General features: G+C 66.1%; 16 protein-coding genes and 1 other RNA gene. 10 read left to right on the top strand and 7 right to left on the bottom strand.

Annotated elements, in window-relative coordinates; genetic code table 11:
* Nucleotides 1-28 precede the first annotated feature (28 nt).
* Complete coding sequence (locus ACZ2IA_RS10565; RefSeq protein WP_470292539.1) at nucleotides 29-1,492, top strand: protein adenylyltransferase SelO; 1,464 nt, start codon at nucleotides 29-31, stop codon at nucleotides 1,490-1,492.
* Nucleotides 1,493-1,571: 79 nt separating this feature from the next.
* Here the strand turns inward: ACZ2IA_RS10565 and ACZ2IA_RS10560 are convergent, their stop codons facing one another.
* From ACZ2IA_RS10560 to ACZ2IA_RS10540, 5 genes are all read right to left on the bottom strand, one after another.
* A complete protein-coding gene (locus tag ACZ2IA_RS10560; RefSeq protein WP_470292538.1) occupies nucleotides 1,572-2,918 on the bottom strand; it encodes an MATE family efflux transporter in 1,347 nt (448 codons plus the stop codon).
* 76 nt (nucleotides 2,919-2,994) lie between these two features.
* Complete coding sequence (locus tag ACZ2IA_RS10555; RefSeq protein ID WP_470292537.1) at nucleotides 2,995-3,729, bottom strand: UDP-2,3-diacylglucosamine diphosphatase; 735 nt, start codon at nucleotides 3,727-3,729, stop codon at nucleotides 2,995-2,997.
* Between the two features lie 127 nt (nucleotides 3,730-3,856).
* Nucleotides 3,857-3,931, bottom strand: a non-coding RNA gene (locus tag ACZ2IA_RS10550) — sX9 sRNA.
* 62 nt (nucleotides 3,932-3,993) lie between these two features.
* Nucleotides 3,994-4,485 (bottom strand): peptidylprolyl isomerase, encoded by a 492-nt coding sequence (locus ACZ2IA_RS10545; RefSeq protein WP_470292536.1) that lies wholly within the window; start codon nucleotides 4,483-4,485, stop codon nucleotides 3,994-3,996.
* 17 nt (nucleotides 4,486-4,502) lie between these two features.
* On the bottom strand, nucleotides 4,503-5,063 hold the full coding sequence (locus ACZ2IA_RS10540) for a peptidylprolyl isomerase (protein ID WP_470292535.1): 561 nt from the start codon (nucleotides 5,061-5,063) through the stop codon (nucleotides 4,503-4,505).
* A 106-nt stretch (nucleotides 5,064-5,169) separates the two neighbouring features.
* Between ACZ2IA_RS10540 and ACZ2IA_RS10535 the strand changes: the two genes are divergently transcribed.
* Nucleotides 5,170-6,294 (top strand): SLC13 family permease, encoded by a 1,125-nt coding sequence (locus ACZ2IA_RS10535; protein ID WP_470292534.1) that lies wholly within the window; start codon nucleotides 5,170-5,172, stop codon nucleotides 6,292-6,294.
* A 151-nt stretch (nucleotides 6,295-6,445) separates the two neighbouring features.
* Here ACZ2IA_RS10535 and ACZ2IA_RS10530 read toward each other — a convergent pair whose 3' ends face one another.
* Entirely contained in the window at nucleotides 6,446-7,399 is a 954-nt protein-coding gene (locus ACZ2IA_RS10530; protein WP_470292533.1) for a LysR substrate-binding domain-containing protein, read from the bottom strand.
* A gap of 173 nt (nucleotides 7,400-7,572) precedes the next feature.
* Between ACZ2IA_RS10530 and ACZ2IA_RS10525 the strand changes: the two genes are divergently transcribed.
* The 3 genes from ACZ2IA_RS10525 (at nucleotide 7,573) to ACZ2IA_RS10515 (ending at nucleotide 11,028) form a co-directional block, all read left to right on the top strand.
* Complete coding sequence (locus ACZ2IA_RS10525; protein WP_470292532.1) at nucleotides 7,573-8,745, top strand: M20 aminoacylase family protein; 1,173 nt, start codon at nucleotides 7,573-7,575, stop codon at nucleotides 8,743-8,745.
* An 82-nt stretch (nucleotides 8,746-8,827) separates the two neighbouring features.
* The gene (locus tag ACZ2IA_RS10520) at nucleotides 8,828-10,144 is read left to right on the top strand and encodes an MFS transporter (protein WP_470292531.1); all 1,317 of its coding nucleotides are present in this window, start codon (nucleotides 8,828-8,830) and stop codon (nucleotides 10,142-10,144) included.
* Nucleotides 10,145-10,314: 170 nt separating this feature from the next.
* On the top strand, nucleotides 10,315-11,028 hold the full coding sequence (locus ACZ2IA_RS10515; RefSeq protein ID WP_470292530.1) for a glutathione S-transferase family protein: 714 nt from the start codon (nucleotides 10,315-10,317) through the stop codon (nucleotides 11,026-11,028).
* A 113-nt stretch (nucleotides 11,029-11,141) separates the two neighbouring features.
* On the opposite strand, the gene ACZ2IA_RS10510 is transcribed toward ACZ2IA_RS10515, so the two are convergent.
* Nucleotides 11,142-11,354 carry a DUF1059 domain-containing protein gene (locus tag ACZ2IA_RS10510; RefSeq protein WP_470292529.1) on the bottom strand — a complete coding sequence of 71 codons (213 nt, stop codon included), beginning with the start codon at nucleotides 11,352-11,354 and terminating at the stop codon, nucleotides 11,142-11,144.
* 437 nt (nucleotides 11,355-11,791) lie between these two features.
* On the opposite strand from ACZ2IA_RS10510, the gene ACZ2IA_RS10505 reads away from it, so the two are divergent.
* The 5 genes from ACZ2IA_RS10505 to ACZ2IA_RS10485 all read left to right on the top strand — a co-directional run bounded on the left by ACZ2IA_RS10505 (nucleotide 11,792) and on the right by ACZ2IA_RS10485 (nucleotide 15,872).
* Nucleotides 11,792-12,148, top strand: coding sequence for a transporter substrate-binding domain-containing protein (locus tag ACZ2IA_RS10505; RefSeq protein WP_470292528.1), 357 nt, complete (start codon nucleotides 11,792-11,794; stop codon nucleotides 12,146-12,148).
* A 117-nt stretch (nucleotides 12,149-12,265) separates the two neighbouring features.
* Entirely contained in the window at nucleotides 12,266-12,592 is a 327-nt protein-coding gene (locus ACZ2IA_RS10500) for a transporter substrate-binding domain-containing protein (protein WP_470292527.1), read from the top strand.
* A gap of 85 nt (nucleotides 12,593-12,677) precedes the next feature.
* Nucleotides 12,678-13,427, top strand: a complete 750-nt coding sequence (locus ACZ2IA_RS10495; RefSeq protein ID WP_470292526.1) for an amino acid ABC transporter permease — start codon at nucleotides 12,678-12,680, stop codon at nucleotides 13,425-13,427.
* Nucleotides 13,424-14,104 (top strand): amino acid ABC transporter permease, encoded by a 681-nt coding sequence (locus ACZ2IA_RS10490; protein ID WP_470292525.1) that lies wholly within the window; start codon nucleotides 13,424-13,426, stop codon nucleotides 14,102-14,104. The genes ACZ2IA_RS10495 and ACZ2IA_RS10490 overlap by 4 nt, the downstream gene beginning before the upstream one ends.
* An 82-nt stretch (nucleotides 14,105-14,186) precedes the next feature.
* Nucleotides 14,187-15,872 (top strand): glutamine--tRNA ligase/YqeY domain fusion protein, encoded by a 1,686-nt coding sequence (locus ACZ2IA_RS10485; protein ID WP_470292524.1) that lies wholly within the window; start codon nucleotides 14,187-14,189, stop codon nucleotides 15,870-15,872.
* Nucleotides 15,873-15,982: the final 110 nt, after the last annotated feature.

The raw sequence follows: 15,982 nt of genomic DNA, 5'->3' as shown, positions 1-15,982 counted from the left end.
CGCGGCCGCCACCCGCTAGAATGCGGGTATGGAAACCCTGACCCTGCCGGCGTTCGGCCAACGCATCACCGAACTGCCCTCCGTCCTGCACCGCCGGGTGGCGAGTACGCCGCTGCCCCAGCCGCATCTTGTCCACCTCAACCGCACCTTGGCCGAACAGCTCGGCCTCGACCCGGACTGGCTCGCGTCCGGGGAAGGCATCGCGCTGTTCACCGGCAACCTGCCGGACGCCTTGCCGACCATTGCCACCGCCTACTCCGGCCATCAATTCGGCGTCTGGGCCGGCCAGCTCGGCGACGGCCGGGCGCTGATGCTCGGCGATCTGCCCGGCCCGAACGGGCTGCGGATGGAGGTGCAGATCAAGGGCGCCGGCCAGACGCCGTTTTCGCGCCGCGCCGACGGCCGGGCGGTGCTGCGTTCGAGCATCCGCGAATACCTGTGCTCCGAGGCGATGGCCGCGCTCGGCATCCCGACCACCCGTGCGCTGCTGGTGACCGGCTCGCCGGCGCCGGTGTACCGCGAGACGGTGGAAACGTCGGCGGTGGTCACCCGCGTGTCGGAAAGCTTCGTGCGCTTCGGCCACTTCGAGCACCTGTACCACCGCGGCGACCACGAGGCGCTGAAGGCACTGGCTGACTTCGCCTTGCGCCATCACTTCCCGGAACAGGCCGAGTCGGCTACCCCGTACGCCGCGCTGATAGCCGAGGCGATCGCCCGCACCGCGCGGCTGATCGCCGACTGGCAGGCGGTCGGCTTCTGCCACGGGGTGATGAACACCGACAATATGTCGCTGCTCGGCCTGACCATCGACTACGGCCCGTACGGCTTCCTCGACGGCTTCGACCTCGCGCACATCTGCAACCACTCCGATCACGCCGGCCGCTACGCGTACAACCAGCAGCCGCAGGTGGCGCTGTGGAATCTGCATTGCCTGGCGTCGACCTTCCTGCCGATGGTCAGCGAGGAAGAGCTGATCGCGCTGCTGCGCGGCTTCCAGGCGCAGTACGAGACGGCGTATCTGGCGAAGATGGGCATGAAGCTCGGCCTCACGTCGCTGGAAGAGGGCGACGGCACCTTGCTCGAGAAGCTGTTGATGGCGATGCACGGCGACCGGGTCGACTACACGATCTTCTTCCGCCGCCTCGCCGACTTCGACGCGGTCGACACACTCAACGCGCCGCTGCGCGACCTGTTCCTCGAGCGCGAGCTGTTCGATGCTTGGGCGTTCGACTACCGGCAGCGGCTGGCGCGCGAGCCGCGAACGTCGGCCGAACGCGCCGCGGCGATGCGCGCGGTGAACCCGAAGTACGTGCTGCGCAACCACCTGGCCGAGCTGGCGATCCGCAAGGCGCGCGACGAGGGGGACTTCGGCGAGGTCGACCGGGTGTTCCGTTGTCTGGCGCGGCCGTTCGATGAGCAGCCGGAATTCGAGGACTTGGCGGGCTTCCCGCCGGAGTGGGCGGATCAGCTGTCGGTGAGCTGTTCGAGCTGAGCCGCCGCCGCCCCGCACTAACAGCAACGCCCACCGTGTCAGGTGGGCGTTGTTGTTTGAGCCAGTTGTCAGGCCGCAATCAGAAAGCCGTGGCGCCCACCGAGCCCCTCAGCTTCGGCCACGCCAAGGTCAGCATCAGACTGCGCATCCCCATCAAGATCAGCATCGCCGCCCACACGCCGTGGTTGCCCAGCCAACCGGACAGGCCGAACAGCGCCGGCACGTAGACGACGAAGCTCGCGATCATCGCGTTGCGCAGCGTGCGCGTCTGCACCGCACCCATGAACACCCCGTCCCAGAAGAACGCCCAGATGCAGACCAGCGGCAGTGCCACCAGCCACGGCCAGAAGCGCAGCGCCTCGTGCTGCAGGCCGGGGTCGGTGGTCATCAGCGGCAGGAACCATGGCGCGCTCAGCGCCAGCAGGCTCGCGAGGATCAGGCTCCAGGCGAGCGACAGCCAAGCGCCACGCCGCACCGTGGTGACCAGCGCGGCGCGGGCGTTGGCGCCGATCGCGCGGGCGCCGTACACCTCGGCGGCGGTGGCGAAGCCGTCGAGCAGGTTGGCGCAGACCATGAACGCCTGCAGCAGGATCTGGTTGGCGGCCAGCTCCAGCGTGCCCAGCTGCGCGCCGCGCTGCGTCATCAGCGCGAATGCACCGGTCAAGAGCAGCGTGCGGATCATGATGTCGAGGTTGGCCGAAAAGAGGCGCTTCCAGGCGCTGCCATGGAAACAGTGCGCGAACGCGGTCCGCCAGCGCGGCAAGGGCACGATGCGCAGGATCAGCAGGCTGGTGGCGACGCCGGTCAGCGCCTCGCTCAGCACCGTCGCCCAGGCGGCGCCGGCGATGCCCCAGCCGAAGCCGAGCACGAACAGGATAGCCAGACCGGCGTTGAGCGCGTTCATCGCCAGCTGCAGCAGCATCACGGTGCGCGAGCGCCCCAGGCCCATCAGCCAGGCGAACTGGGCGTAGCCGAGCAGGGTGAACGGCGCCGACCAGATGCGCGCGTCGAAATACTGTTTGGCAAACGGTGTCACTTCGGCCGGCGGCGAGAGCAGCAACAGGGCGACGTGGCCGATCGGCCATTGCAGCAGCCACAGCCCGAGGCCGCCGGCCACCGCCGCGAGCATCGGTCGCAAGCCGGCCAGCGCGACCTCGGTGTCGTCCTGCCGGCCGACCGCCTGCGCCACCAGCCCGGTGGTGGTGAAGCGCAGGAAGCTGAAACACCAGTAGATCACCGTGAAGATGGTGGCGCCGATGCCGGCGGCCGCGATCACCGCCGGGTCGCCGAGCCGGCCGAGCACCGCGGTGTCGACCAGGCCCATCAGCGGGGTGGCGATCGCGGCGAACATCACCGGGATGGCGAAACGGATCAGGGTGACGAACGACGGCGGCTGGTTGGGGCGGTGTGGGTCGGGTTGGTTCATCGGGTCGGCAGAGGAAGGAGGCAAGCACAACGGCCGGGTGGGCCCGGCCGTTGCGAAGGTCAAACAGGGCGGCGGCTCAGCCCAGCGGGTGGGCGCTGACGCCGGTCTCGCCGAGGCGCAGATAGCCGCCCTTGCCGTCGTGCCAGTCGGCGATCACCCAGCGTTGGGTGGCGTGGCCGTCGACGGCCACGTCGTGACAGGCCGGGCGATGGGTGTGGCCGTGGATCATCAGCGGCGGCTGGCCGCCTTGCGCCTGTTCGGCCAACGTCGCCTGTACCGCCGTCTCGGTGACGTCGCTGATCGCGGTCAGGCCGTTTTCCTGCTTGCCGGTTTCGCTCATCGCGCGGATCTGCCGGGCGATCACATGGCGCTCGGCCAGTGACTTGGCGAGGATGCCGGCCTGCCACAGCGGGTTGCGCGCCATCGCGCGGAACTGCTGGTAGGGCAGATCGTCGGTACACATCGCGTCGCCGTGGCTCAAGAGCACACGTTGGCCGAACGCCTCGATCACTGTCGGGTCGGCCAGCAGCGTGGCACCGGTGGCGGCGGCAAAGCCCTCGCCGAGCAGGAAGTCGCGGTTGCCGCGCATCACGTAGAGCGGCGTCACCGCGGCGAAGTCGCGCATCGCGGCCAGCATCGCGTCGATGAACGGCGAGCTGTCGTCGTCGCCGACCCAGACCTCGAACAGGTCGCCGAGGATGTAGAGCGCGTCGATCTTGTCGCGCCAGGCGTCCAGTGTGTCGGTGAACAGGGTGTTGAGCACCGGCGTGTCGTCGGCCAGGTGCAGGTCGGAAATGAAGTGGATGGCCATGGGTGCGTCCGGTAAGTGGGCGGGGGCGTTTCTGCCATGAAAGCCGGCACAGCATCGCTGGATTGGCTTTCGTGGCAAAAAAGCCCGGCGCGTGGCCGGGCCCTTGCTATCGAAATGCCCAAGAGCCTGTCGGCAAAGCGTAGCGAGCGGGCGTCAGCGAGGGGCGGACAGCGCGCAGGAACCGGAATGTACTGGAGTACATGAGGATTCCGAGCACTGCCCAACCCGAGATCACGCCCGCGCAGTAGCTTTGAGGGCAGGTTCTTAGATGATTTCCGCTTTTTCGATCACCACGGCCTCTTTCGGCACATCCTGGTGCATGCCGCTGCGGCCGGTCTTCACGTCCTTGATGCGGTCGACCACGTCCTGGCCTTCGGTCACCTTGCCGAACACACAGTAGCCGTAGCCGTTGGCGTCGGCCGACTTGAAGTTCAGGAAGCCGTTGTCGGCGACGTTGATGAAGAACTGCGCGGTCGCCGAGTGCGGCTGCATGGTGCGGGCCATGGCGAGGGTGTACGGCTCGTTCTTCAGGCCGTTGCCGGCTTCGTTCTCGATCGGGTCGAGGGTCGGTTTCTGTTCCATGTCGGCGGTGAAGCCGCCGCCCTGGATCATGAAGCCGTTGATCACGCGGTGGAAGATGGTGCCGTCGTAGTGGCCGCTCTTCACGTACGCTTCGAAGTTGGCGGCGGTTTTCGGGGCCTTCTCGTGGTCGAGTTCGATCACGATGTCGCCGAAGTTGGTGGTCAGTTTGATCATGGTGGTGTGTCCTGTGCTCAGGGTTTCAGGGTGGCTTTCTTGATCACGACCGCTTCGGTCGGAACGTCGGCCATGCCTTTCTGGTTGCCGGTGCGGACCTTGGCGATGCTGTTCACCACGTCCATCCCCTTGGTGATCTTGCCGAACACCGCGTAGCCGATGCCCTGCGGGCTCGGGTTGCGGTAGTTCAGGAAGTCGTTATTGGCCACGTTGATGAAGAACTGCGCGGTGGCCGAGTTCGGGTCCATGGTGCGGGCCATCGCCACGGTGCCGACGTTGTTCTTCAGGCCGTTGCTCGCTTCGTTGGCGATCGGCGCGCGGGTCGGTTTCTCGTTCAGCTGGGCGTCGAAGCCGCCGCCCTGGATCATGAAGCCGTCGATCACGCGGTGGAACACGGTGCCGTTGTAGTGGCCGGCCTTCACGTATTGGATGAAGTTGGCAACGGTTTTCGGCGCCTTGGCGTCGTCCAGCGTGATCTCGATCGGACCTTTATTGGTGTCGAGGGTGACGACCGGGGAGGCCAGCACCATCAGCGGAGCGGCAGACAGGGCCAAGGTGGCCAGGAAGCGTTTCATCATGGGCAGAGTCACATCCAGGGTGGCGATAGGCTCGCATTTTAGCACTTTTCCGGCGCGGGTCTGCCCCGGAGGCGCCCGGCCGCAAGCCGGGGATACACTCGCGCCGATGCCTATTCCCGCCGCCCTTTTCGCGCTGGCGCGCTCGTTCCGCCGCGACCGGCTGTTGCACGGCCTGCTGATCGCCGGCGTGCTGCTGGCGCTGTTCGCCCCGCTACCGTTGTCGCCGCTGTCGGCCAGCATCGACTACGCCACGCTCGCCACCCTGGCCGGCCTGATGGTGTTGATCAAGGGCATCGAGGCGAGCGGTTATCTCGACCATCTGGGGGTGACCATCATCGCGCGGCTGCGCTTTGAGCGTTCGTTGGCGCTGTTCCTGGTCGGCGCGGCGGCGTTGCTGTCCACGGTGCTGACCAACGACATCGCGCTGTTCATCATCGTGCCGCTGACCGTCGGGCTGAGCGGCGTCGCCAGCCTGCCGATCGGCCGGCTGGTGGTGTTCGAGGCGCTGGCGGTCAACGCCGGGTCGATGCTGACGCCGATCGGCAACCCGCAGAACATCCTGGTCTGGCAGAAGTCCGGGCTGTCGTTCGCCGCGTTCACCGCCCAGATGGCGCCGCTGGCGCTCGGCGTGTGTCTGTTGTTGCTGCTGTTGACCGCCCGGGCGTTTTCGGCGCGGGTCATCGCCGCGACCAGCCATGAGCGCTGGCGCGCCTGCAGTCGCGGGCTGCTGTTCGCCTGCGTGCTGTTGTATCTGGTCTTCATCGCGCTGATCGAGGCCGGTCGGCCGGGCTACGGTCTGTTGCTGGTGCTGGCCGGTGCGCTGCTGCTGTTCCGGCGCGTGCTGCTCGACGTCGACTGGAGCCTGATCGCGGTGTTCGCGCTGATGTTCGTCGACATCCGCCTCTTGACCGGACTGCCGCTGCTGCAAGGCTGGCTGGCGGGCCTGGCACACACCGGTGCCGGCGGTCTGTTTCTCGCCGGGGTGGCCGCGTCGCAGCTGATCAGCAACGTGCCGGCGGCGATCCTCTTGACCGAATATTCCGCCGCCTATCGGCTGATCGGCTACGCGGTCAACGTCGGCAGCTTCGGCTTTGCGCTCGGCTCGCTCGCCAACCTGATCGCGCTGCGCATGGCCGGCACGCCGGGCATCTGGCGCGAGTTTCACCGCGTGTCGGTGCCGTTCCTGCTGGTGGTGACGCTGGCGGGCTGGGCGGCGCTGCGCTGGCTATAAGCTAGTCTGAATGGGGGCTGTGTCGCCGCGGCCGTCACCTACGTGCTCAATATTTATTAAGTACTACGTAGCGTACAAGCTGCAGCTGACGATCAAGAACGCGCAGCAGGCTACCCGGGCGAAGTTGATGCCCAAGCCGGTGAAGTAAGCGCTAGATCAGCAGCTCCAGCAGGTCAAACAGCTCGCGATCGGCCGGGTTGGCCGAACGGGCGCGGCGGCGGATCACCTGCAACAGGCAGTCGACGAAGCACTGCGCGGCGCTGCTGCGCATCGCGCTGCGGCGGCTGACGATGCCGAGCCGGCTGGTCTCGAAGCGTTCGGCCAACGTCAAGGGCTGCACCCAGTCGCGCAGCGGCTCGGTGACCAGCAGCGGCTCCGGGCAGTAGCTCAGCATGTCGGCGTGGCGGATCAGCTCGATCAACAGCGACAGCGAGTGCGCGCTGTGCAGCCGGCTCGCGGCGATGCGCGCGCCGTGCTGCCAGAACAGGTTCTGCATCAGCGCATCGTAGCTGGCTGCGGTGTAGTTGACCACCCAGTCCTCCTCGAGCAACTCGTGCAGCGACGTCGCGTCTGCGCGGCGGTGGCCGCGCCTGGCGATCACCCGCGATTGGTAGGCCAGCAGCACCTCGTAGTCGAATTCCTGCGTCGGCATCGCCGGGATCAGCGGCCCGATCGCAAAGTCCATCTCGCCGTCGCGCAGCCGCGGCAGCGCCACCGCCATCAGCCCCTCGAAGAATTCCAGCCGCACCCCGGGCATCCGTTCGCGAAACCGCCGCACCGCCTCGGGCAGGAAGGTCGGCATGACCCACGGCGTGACGCCGATGCTGAGCCGCCCCTCGACCTCGCCGCGCAACTGTGCGAGTTCGGCGTTGGCGCGCTCCAGCTGGCCGACCACCAGCCGCGCGTGCGAGAGCAGCGTCTTGCCGTAGTCGGTGAAGCTGACGCCGCTGGCGGTGCGCAGCAGCAGCGGTAATTGCTGCTCGGCCTCCAGTTCGCGCAGCGCCTTGGTGACGGCGGCCTGCGACACGTCGAGCGCGCGCGCGGCGGCGCGGATGCTGCCGGCGTCGCTGATCGCGACCAGTGCCTGTAGCTGGTGCAGTTTCATCGGTGCTCCAGAGTGACAACCACGGGTTGTCAGGATAACAAGATTGCGGCTCCCCGATGCGGTTCCGGCTGGCTAACATCGAGTCACTGCCTGCAGAGCGGGGGCGCAAGGCTGGGCACAGAACCCGGCCGCGCCGCCCGGGTGATAGAGAAAAAACTAGAGGAGAGATCCGAATGAAGAGTAACGCCATCCTGCCCGGCATCCGCGCCATCCAGGACGAGATGATCGAACTGCGCCACCGCATCCATGCCCACCCCGAACTGGGGTACGAGGAATTCGTCACCAGCGACCAGGTCGCCGAGTGCCTGAGCGGCTGGGGTTACCAGGTGCACCGCGGCCTCGGCGGCACCGGCGTGGTCGGCACCCTGACGGTCGGCGACGGCGAGAAGCGGCTCGGCCTGCGCGCCGACATGGACGCGCTGCCGATCCACGAGGCGACCGGTCTGCCGTACGCCAGCCGGATCGACGGCAAGATGCACGCCTGTGGCCACGACGGCCACACCGCGACGCTGCTGGCGGCGGCGCGTTACCTCGCCGAATCGCGTTTGTTCAGCGGCACGCTGAACCTGATCTTCCAGCCGGCCGAGGAGGGCATGGGCGGCGCGCGCAAGATGCTCGAGGACGGGCTGTTCGAGTTGTTCCCCTGCGATGCGGTGTTCGCGATGCACAATATGCCCGGCCACCCGGTCGGCCAATTCGGCTTCCTGTCCGGCCCGTTCATGGCCTCGTCCGACACGGTGACGATCCGCGTCATCGGTAACGGCGGCCATGGCGCGATGCCGCACAAGGCGGTCGACCCGGTGGTGGTGTGCGCTTCGCTGGTGATGGCGCTGCAGAGCATCGTGTCACGCAACGTCAATCCGCTCGACATGGCGATCGTCACCGTCGGCGCGATCCATGCTGGCGCCGCGTCCAACGTGATCCCGGACAGCGCCGAGATGCGCCTGTCGGTGCGGGCGCTCAAACCCGAAGTGCGCGACCTCCTGCAACAGCGCATCACCGCGCTGGCGCACGCCCAGGCCGACAGCTTCGGCGCCCGCGCCGAGGTCGACTACGACCGCCGCTACCCGGTGCTGGTCAACCACCCGGCCGAGACCGAACTGGCGCGCGCGGTGGCGCGCGACTGGCTGGGCGACGAGGGGCTGATCGAACAGATGGCGCCGCTGACCGGCAGCGAGGACTTCTCGTTCCTGCTGGAAAAATGTCCGGGCAGCTACCTGATCATCGGCAACGGGGACGGCGAGGGCGGCTGCATGGTGCACAACCCCGGCTACGACTTCAACGACGCCTGCCTGCCGCTCGGGGCGAGCTACTGGGTCAAGTTGGCCGAACGCTTCCTCGCCTGAGGAGAGTCGGCCACCTGTCGTCCTGGGCAGTGCTGCCAGTGCCGCCCGACCGCCCCAACGCCTCGGATCTAAGGAGACTGCCATGTCGTCCACCACCACGTCGCAAGCCATCCCCGCTGCGACCGGCACTGCCGCGCCGGTTCGCAAACAGGCCTCCGCCCGCGCCATCGCCGCGATCACCGTCGGCAATGGGCTCGAGTTCTTCGATTTCACCGTGTACAGCTTCTTCGCCACCTTGATCGGCCGGCTGTATTTCCCGGTCGGCGACAGTTTCGGCCAACTGATGCTGTCGCTCGCCACCTTCGGCGTCGGCTTCGTGATGCGCCCGCTCGGCGGCGTGCTGATCGGCGCCTACGCCGACCGGGTCGGCCGCAAGCCGGCGATGATGCTGACCTTGTGGCTGATGGCGCTCGGTTCGCTGCTGTTCGTCGTCACGCCGACCTATGCGCAGATCGGCCTGGCCGCGCCGTTGCTGATCGTATTGGCTCGCTTGATCCAGGGCTTCGCGATCGGTGGCGAACTGGGCGCTTCAACCTCGCTGCTGATGGAGTACGCCGACGACCACTCGCGCGGCTACTACGGCAGCTGGCAGCTGTTCAGCCAGGCGTTGAGTACCTTGTTCGGCTCGCTGTGCGGGCTGCTGTTGACCCATGGCTTGTCCGATACCGCCTTGGAGAGCTGGGGCTGGCGCCTGCCGTTCGTGGTCGGCATGCTGGTGGTGCCGCTCGGCCTGTACATTCGCCGCCACCTCGACGAGACCGCCGAGGCGGTGAGCGACGAGCAGGCGTTCAGCAGTGTGTCCACCGTGTTCGGCGCCTACCGCCGCCAACTGGTAGCCGGGGTGCTGCTGGTGATCGGCGGCACGTCGGCCAACTACATCGTGCTCAACTACATGACCAACTACGCGGTGACGGTGCTGCACATGCCGCTCGGCACCGGTATCTGGGCCGGGGTGGCCGCCGCCAGTGTGCAGATGTTGCTGGCCGCGCTGGCCGGGCGGCTGAGCGACCGGGTCGGCCGCAAGCCGGCGATCCTGTGGTCGCGGCTGCCGATGCTGTTGCTGATCTATCCGGCCTTCATGCTGATGAACGCCCAGCCGTCGCTGGGCATGCTGCTGGCCGTGGTGGGGGTGCTCGCGGTGCTACTGGTGTTCAACTCGGTGCCGTCGGTGGTGATACTGCCCGAGCTGTTTCCACGCCGCGCCCGCGCCACCGGCATGTCGGTGGTCTACTGCATCGGCGTGCTGGTGTTCGGCGGCTTTGCGCAGTTCTTCGCCACCTGGCTGATCCGGCTTACCGGCAACCCGAACGCCCCGGCACTGTACGTGATCGGCTGCGGGCTGGTGTCGCTGATTGGTCTGGCGATGGTGCACGAAACCGCCGGACGGCGGCTCGACTGAGCCGTCTCGTTTCGGCCAAGCTCGCCGCCGTCTTCCCGAGGGGCGGCGGCGTTTTCATGGTGGCCGGACCGGTCGCTCACCGGTGAGCCGCGCGCACTGCTTGGCCGAAGCCGGGCGGCGCGCAGGACATTTGACTACACTGGCAGCATCGCGTCCGTGGAGTCCGCTCGATGATCACGCTCTATACCTTCGGCCCGCAGTTTGGCCTGCCCGACCCGAGCCCGTTCGTGATGAAGGCCGAGGTGCTGTTGAAAATGAGCGACCTGCCATACCAAATCGACCACCACGGCCTGCGCGGCGCGCCCAAGGGCAAGCTGCCGTACATCGACGACAACGGCCGGAAGGTGGCCGATTCGACGCTGATCCGCTTTCATCTCGAGCGCCAGTACGGCGTCGACTTCGACGCCGGCTACGCGCCGGAGGAGCGCGCGCTCGCCTGGGCGGTGGAGAAGATGCTCGAGGAGCACCTGTACTTCGCGATGGTGTACACCCGCTGGATGATCGACGCCAACTTCCAGCGAGGCCCAGTCCACTTCTTCGACCGGGTGCCGGCGCCGCTGCGCCCGCTGGTGGTGGCGCTGATCCGCCGCAAGGTCCGGCAGATGCTGCACGGCCAGGGTCTCGGCCGCCATAGCGAGGACGAGATCGTCGAGCTGGCCGGGCGCGATCTGGACGCGCTCGCCGCGCTGCTCGGCGATAAGCCCTACCTGCTCGGCGATACGCCGTGCGGGGCCGACGCCAGCGTCTACGCCTTTATCGTCGGCATGCTCTGCCCAACCTTCGAGACGCCGATCCGCCGCTGGGGCGAACGTCACGCCAATCTGCGCGACTACGCCGAGCGGCTGCACGCGCGCTATTACCCCGATCTAGAACCGGTCGGCTGAGTCCCTATGCTGAGTCCCTATATAGAAACAGCCCAACCATTGCCGGCTGGGCTGTATTGCCTTTCGAGTGTTTCTGCTGCCTTGCTACCGTTTCGACTACCTCGGCCGGGTTGTCAGTCCGCCCGCGTAGCCTCCACCGGCGGCGTGCCATCTTTGAACAACTGCCTCAACTGGGTTCGTAACTCAGGCGTGTCCTGATGCTGATGCACCGCCACCGCATGCTGTATCGCCGCTTCCAACAGCTCCTCTTCGCTATCTGCGCATAGCGCTACAGTGCAATGACTTGCGCTCGGATACTCACGACAGTCGATGTACTTGCGCGTCATCGAAACTCTCCTCGAAAGGAAGGCGGGCGGGGTCTACAACTCGGCGATGACGGAACGCTGGCAGCTTAGTACACGGCGTGACTCCGGCCTAGTGCCATGGAGCGTTGCGCCCGGCTCGTCCGACCGGATCCCAAACCCGCACTTAACAATAGACCCCGTAGTTCATGCCGGAAGCGTATCTGCAAGCCGGCCGACGAAGGGTTGCTGCGTGAAGGGAACCGAACCGGATGGATCGACCTAGGCTGTGGTTCAGTTCTGTAAATTCCAAATAGAAATATTGATAATGTTTTAGATAATTTCTAATTATTATGCTGTGTAGCTATCATGACCCTGTCTTGATTTGAACCTAAGCAAACCAGCGCTCCGCCCGGTCCGGCACGGCCCAGAAGGCCGGCACACCGGATCGCGATGGACGCTACCTAGAGAGGGAGTTATTGATGAAACGCGGTCTCTTGTTCCTTGCGCTGTTGTCCACTTTTGCAACCCATGCCTACGCCGACAAGCTCGACGACATCAAGAAAGCCGGCGTGCTGCGCGTCGCCGTGTTCGACAGCAACCCGCCGTTCGGCTTCGTCGACGCCGCCAACAAGCAGCAGGGCCTCGACATCGACTACGCCCAGGCGATCGCCAAGAAGCTCGGCGTGAAGCTGGAACTGCGCCCGACCAACCCGGCCAACCGCATCCCGCTCTTGGTGTCGAACAAGGTCGACCTGGTCGCCGCCAACTTCACCATCACCGACGAGCGCGCCAAGCAGCTTGACTTCAGCACCCCGTACTTCGCCACCGGCCAGTAATTCATCGCCAAGAAGGGCCTGCTGAAGCAGCCGGCCGACATCGGCAAGCTGCGCATCGGCGCCGACAAGGGCACCACCCAGGAAATCACGCTGCGCGAGAAATTCCCGAGCGCCAAAGTGATCGCCTACGACGACACTCCGCTGGCGCTGGCCGCGCTGCGCAACGGCAACGTGCAGGCGATCACCCAGGACGACGCCAAGCTGGTCGCGCTGTTGGCCAAGGTGCCGGACAAGGACAAGTACGAACTGGCGCCGTTCCACCTGACCCGCGAGTATCAGGGCATCGGCGTCGCGAAGGGCGAGACCCGGCTGTTGAAAGAAGTCAACGCCACGCTGACCGAACTGGAAAAGAACGGCCAGGCCAAGACCATCTACGAGCGCTGGTTCGGCCCGAGCACCCCGGCGCCGCTGCCGCGCACCTTCAAGATCGGCGACAAGGCCTGATCGTCCCACCGTTGTGACCGGCAGCGCAGGGTAAATCCTGCGCTGCCTTTTTCCGTTTTGCTTTCCCCTTGGTCGTAATCGAGTCATGCCACATCTTGTCGCTGTCGACTGGCTCGCTCCCAAGTATCTGACCTGGATGCTGTGGGGCGTGCTGGAAACGCTGTTCCTGTCTCTATTGGTGGCGCTGCTCGCCACCCTGATCGGCCTGCTGTTCGCGGCATTGCGCGACAGCCGCCACCGCGCGCTGCAATTACCGGCGCTCGCCTACCTGACCGTGTTCCGCAACACCCCGCTGCTGGTGCAGCTGCTGTTCTGGTACTTCGGCGCCGCCCGGCTGCTGCCCGACGGCGCGGTCGCGTGGCTCAATGCGCCGCACGCGCTGACGCTGGCGGCCGGCTGGACGCTGCCGTGGCCGAGCTACGAGTTCATCGCCGGGCTGTTCGGCCTCTCCCTCTATTCGGCCAGCTTCATCGCCGAGGAAATCCGCGCTGGCATCTGCGGCGTGGCGTCCGGCCAGCGTGATGCGGCGGCGGCGCTGGGGCTGTCCAACTGGCAGGCGCTGCGCTGGGTGATCCTGCCGCAGGCCTTGCGCATCGCCTTGCCACCCCTGTTCGGCCAGTATATGAACGTGGTGAAGAACACCTCTCTGACGATGGCGATCGGCGTGGTCGAGCTGTCGTATACCTCGCGCCAGGTCGAGACCGAAACGCTCAAGACCTTCCAGGCCTTCGGCGTGGCGACACTGTTCTATATCGCGATCATCGTGGCGCTGGAGCTGGCCTTGCAGCAGCTGCGCCAGGGCCGCTTGGCGCCGGTCGGGGAGGGGCGGCGATGAATGGCGCGGTGATTCTCGACAATCTGCCCACGCTGCTGTGGGGGGGCTACCCGCACGGCCCGCTCGGCGGCCTGGCGCTGACCTTGTTGCTGGCGGGCCTGGCCGGGCTCGGTTCGGCGCTGCTCGGCGTGACGGGCGGGGTGGCATTGACGATGAGCCGGGGTTGGCCGAAGCGGCTGCTCGTGCTCGCGATCGGCTTCCTGCGTGCGATTCCGGTGCTGATGCTGATCTTCTGGGCCTATTTCCTGCTGCCTATCCTATTCGGCGTCGACATTCCCGAGATCACCACCGTGGTCGCGGCGCTGGCGTTGATCGGTGGCGCGTACCTGGCGCACGGGGTGGCGGCGGGGCTGGCGGCGATCGGTCGCGGCCAGTGGGAGGCGGGGCTGTCGCTCGGCCTGAACCGCTGGCAGACGCTGCGGCTGATCGCGCTGCCGCAGGCGCTGCGGATGATGCTGCCGTCGTTCGTCAACCAGTGGGTGGCGCTGATCAAGGACACCTCGCTCGCCTATATCGTCGGCGTGGCCGAGCTGACCTACGTTGCCACCCAGCTCAATAACCGCATGCTGGTCTACTCGACCGAGGTGTTTCTGTTCGTCGGGTTGATGTATTTCGTGCTGTGCAGCGCGCTGCAGCTGACGGCGTCGCGCTGGACAGGGCGGCTCACGCCGGTATGACTTTCGCAAGCGGCCGGCTCGGCAGCGGCCGGCCGCTTGCGGTACAATCGTCCGATTACTCTTTTCGCCTACATTTTTGACGATGAGCACGGAAAACAACGCGCCGGTAATCAGCAACTTCATTCGCAACATCATCGACGAAGATCTCGCCTCGGGTAAGCACCAGAGCATCGTCACCCGCTTCCCGCCGGAGCCGAACGGCTACCTGCACATCGGTCACGTCAAGGCGATCTGCATCAACTTCGGGCTGGCCGAAGACTACCAAGGCCTGTGCAATCTGCGCTTTGACGATACCAACCCGGAAAAAGAGTCGGACGAGTACGTCCAGGCCATCCAGGAAGACATCCACTGGCTGCAGTTCGAGTGGAATCAGGACGTGCGTTTCGCCTCGAATTACTTCGACGCGCTGTACGACTTCGCCGTCGAGCTGATCCGTGCCGGCAAGGCCTACGTCGACGACCTGACCGCCGAAGAGATGCGCGCTTACCGCGGCAGCCTGACCGAGCCGGGCAAGAACAGCCCGTTCCGCGACCGTAGTGTCGAGGAAAACCTCGACCTGTTCACCCGGATGAAGGACGGCGAGTTCCCGGACGGCAGCAAGACGCTGCGCCTGAAGATCGACATGGCGTCGGGTAACATCAACCTGCGCGACCCGGCGATCTACCGTATCCGCCGTGCCCATCACCACCGTACCGGCGACAAGTGGTGCATCTACCCGATGTACGACTACACCCACTGCATCTCGGACGCGCTGGAAGGCATCACCCACTCGCTGTGTTCGCTCGAATTCGAAGACCACCGTCCGCTGTACGACTGGGTGCTCGACAACATCACCATCCCGTGCCACCCGCGCCAATACGAGTTCTCGCGTCTGCACCTGCTGTACACGATCACCTCGAAGCGCAAGCTCAACCGTCTGGTCGCCGAAGGCCTGGTGAGCGGCTGGGACGACCCGCGCATGCCGACCGTGACGGGCATGCGTCGCCGCGGCTATACCCCGTCGGGCCTGAAGCTGTTCGCACAGCGCATCGGCGTGTCCAAGTCGGAAAACATCATCGACATGAGCGTGCTGGAGGGCGCGGTGCGGGAAGAGCTGGAAGCCGGCAGCCCGCGCGTGATGGCGGTGCTCGACCCGATCAAGGTCACGCTGACCAACTACGAGGCCGGCGTCACCGCCAGCCGCAGCGCGCCGTTCCACCCGCACCATCCGGAATTCGGCGAGCGCGACGTGCCGATCGCCCGCGAGATCTACATCGAGCGCGACGACTTCGCCGAAGTGCCGCCGCCGAAGTGGCAGCGCCTGACCGCCGGCGGCGAAGTGCGGCTGCGCTACTCGTACGTGATCAAGTGCATTGATGTGATCAAGGACGCCGACGGCCGTGTCGTGGAGCTGAAGTGCTCGATCGACCACGACACCCTGGGCAAGAACCCGGAAGGCCGCAAGGTGAAGGGCGTGATCCACTGGGTGTCGGCCGAACATGCGGTCGAGGCCGAGGTGCGACTGTATGACCGACTGTTCACCGAAGCGCGTCCGGACGCGGTGCGCGGCGACGACGGCGAGTACGTCGACTTCGTGCAGTTCCTCAATCCGGAGTCGCTGAAGGTGGTGACTGGCTACATCGAGCCGGTGGTGCTGGATCTGGCACCGGAATCGCGTTATCAGTTCGAGCGGATCGGCTACTTCGTCACCGACCGTCGCGATCACCAGCCGGGCAAGAAGGTGGTGTTCAACCGCACGGTGGGTCTGAAAGACAACTGGAGCAAGTAATCCGGATCGGGTAAAAAAGCGGGCGCGATGCCCGCTTTTTTCATGCCTGAAACGAAGGGCGGGCACGATCTCGACCCCGGGGCCGTGTTGGCCGCCCTGGGTTTGGGGGG

The organism is Crenobacter sp. CS_VA4 (assembly GCF_055597485.1).
The sequence above is the reverse complement of the archived record's forward strand: the minus strand, read 5'-3'. Positions and strand labels throughout refer to the sequence as shown.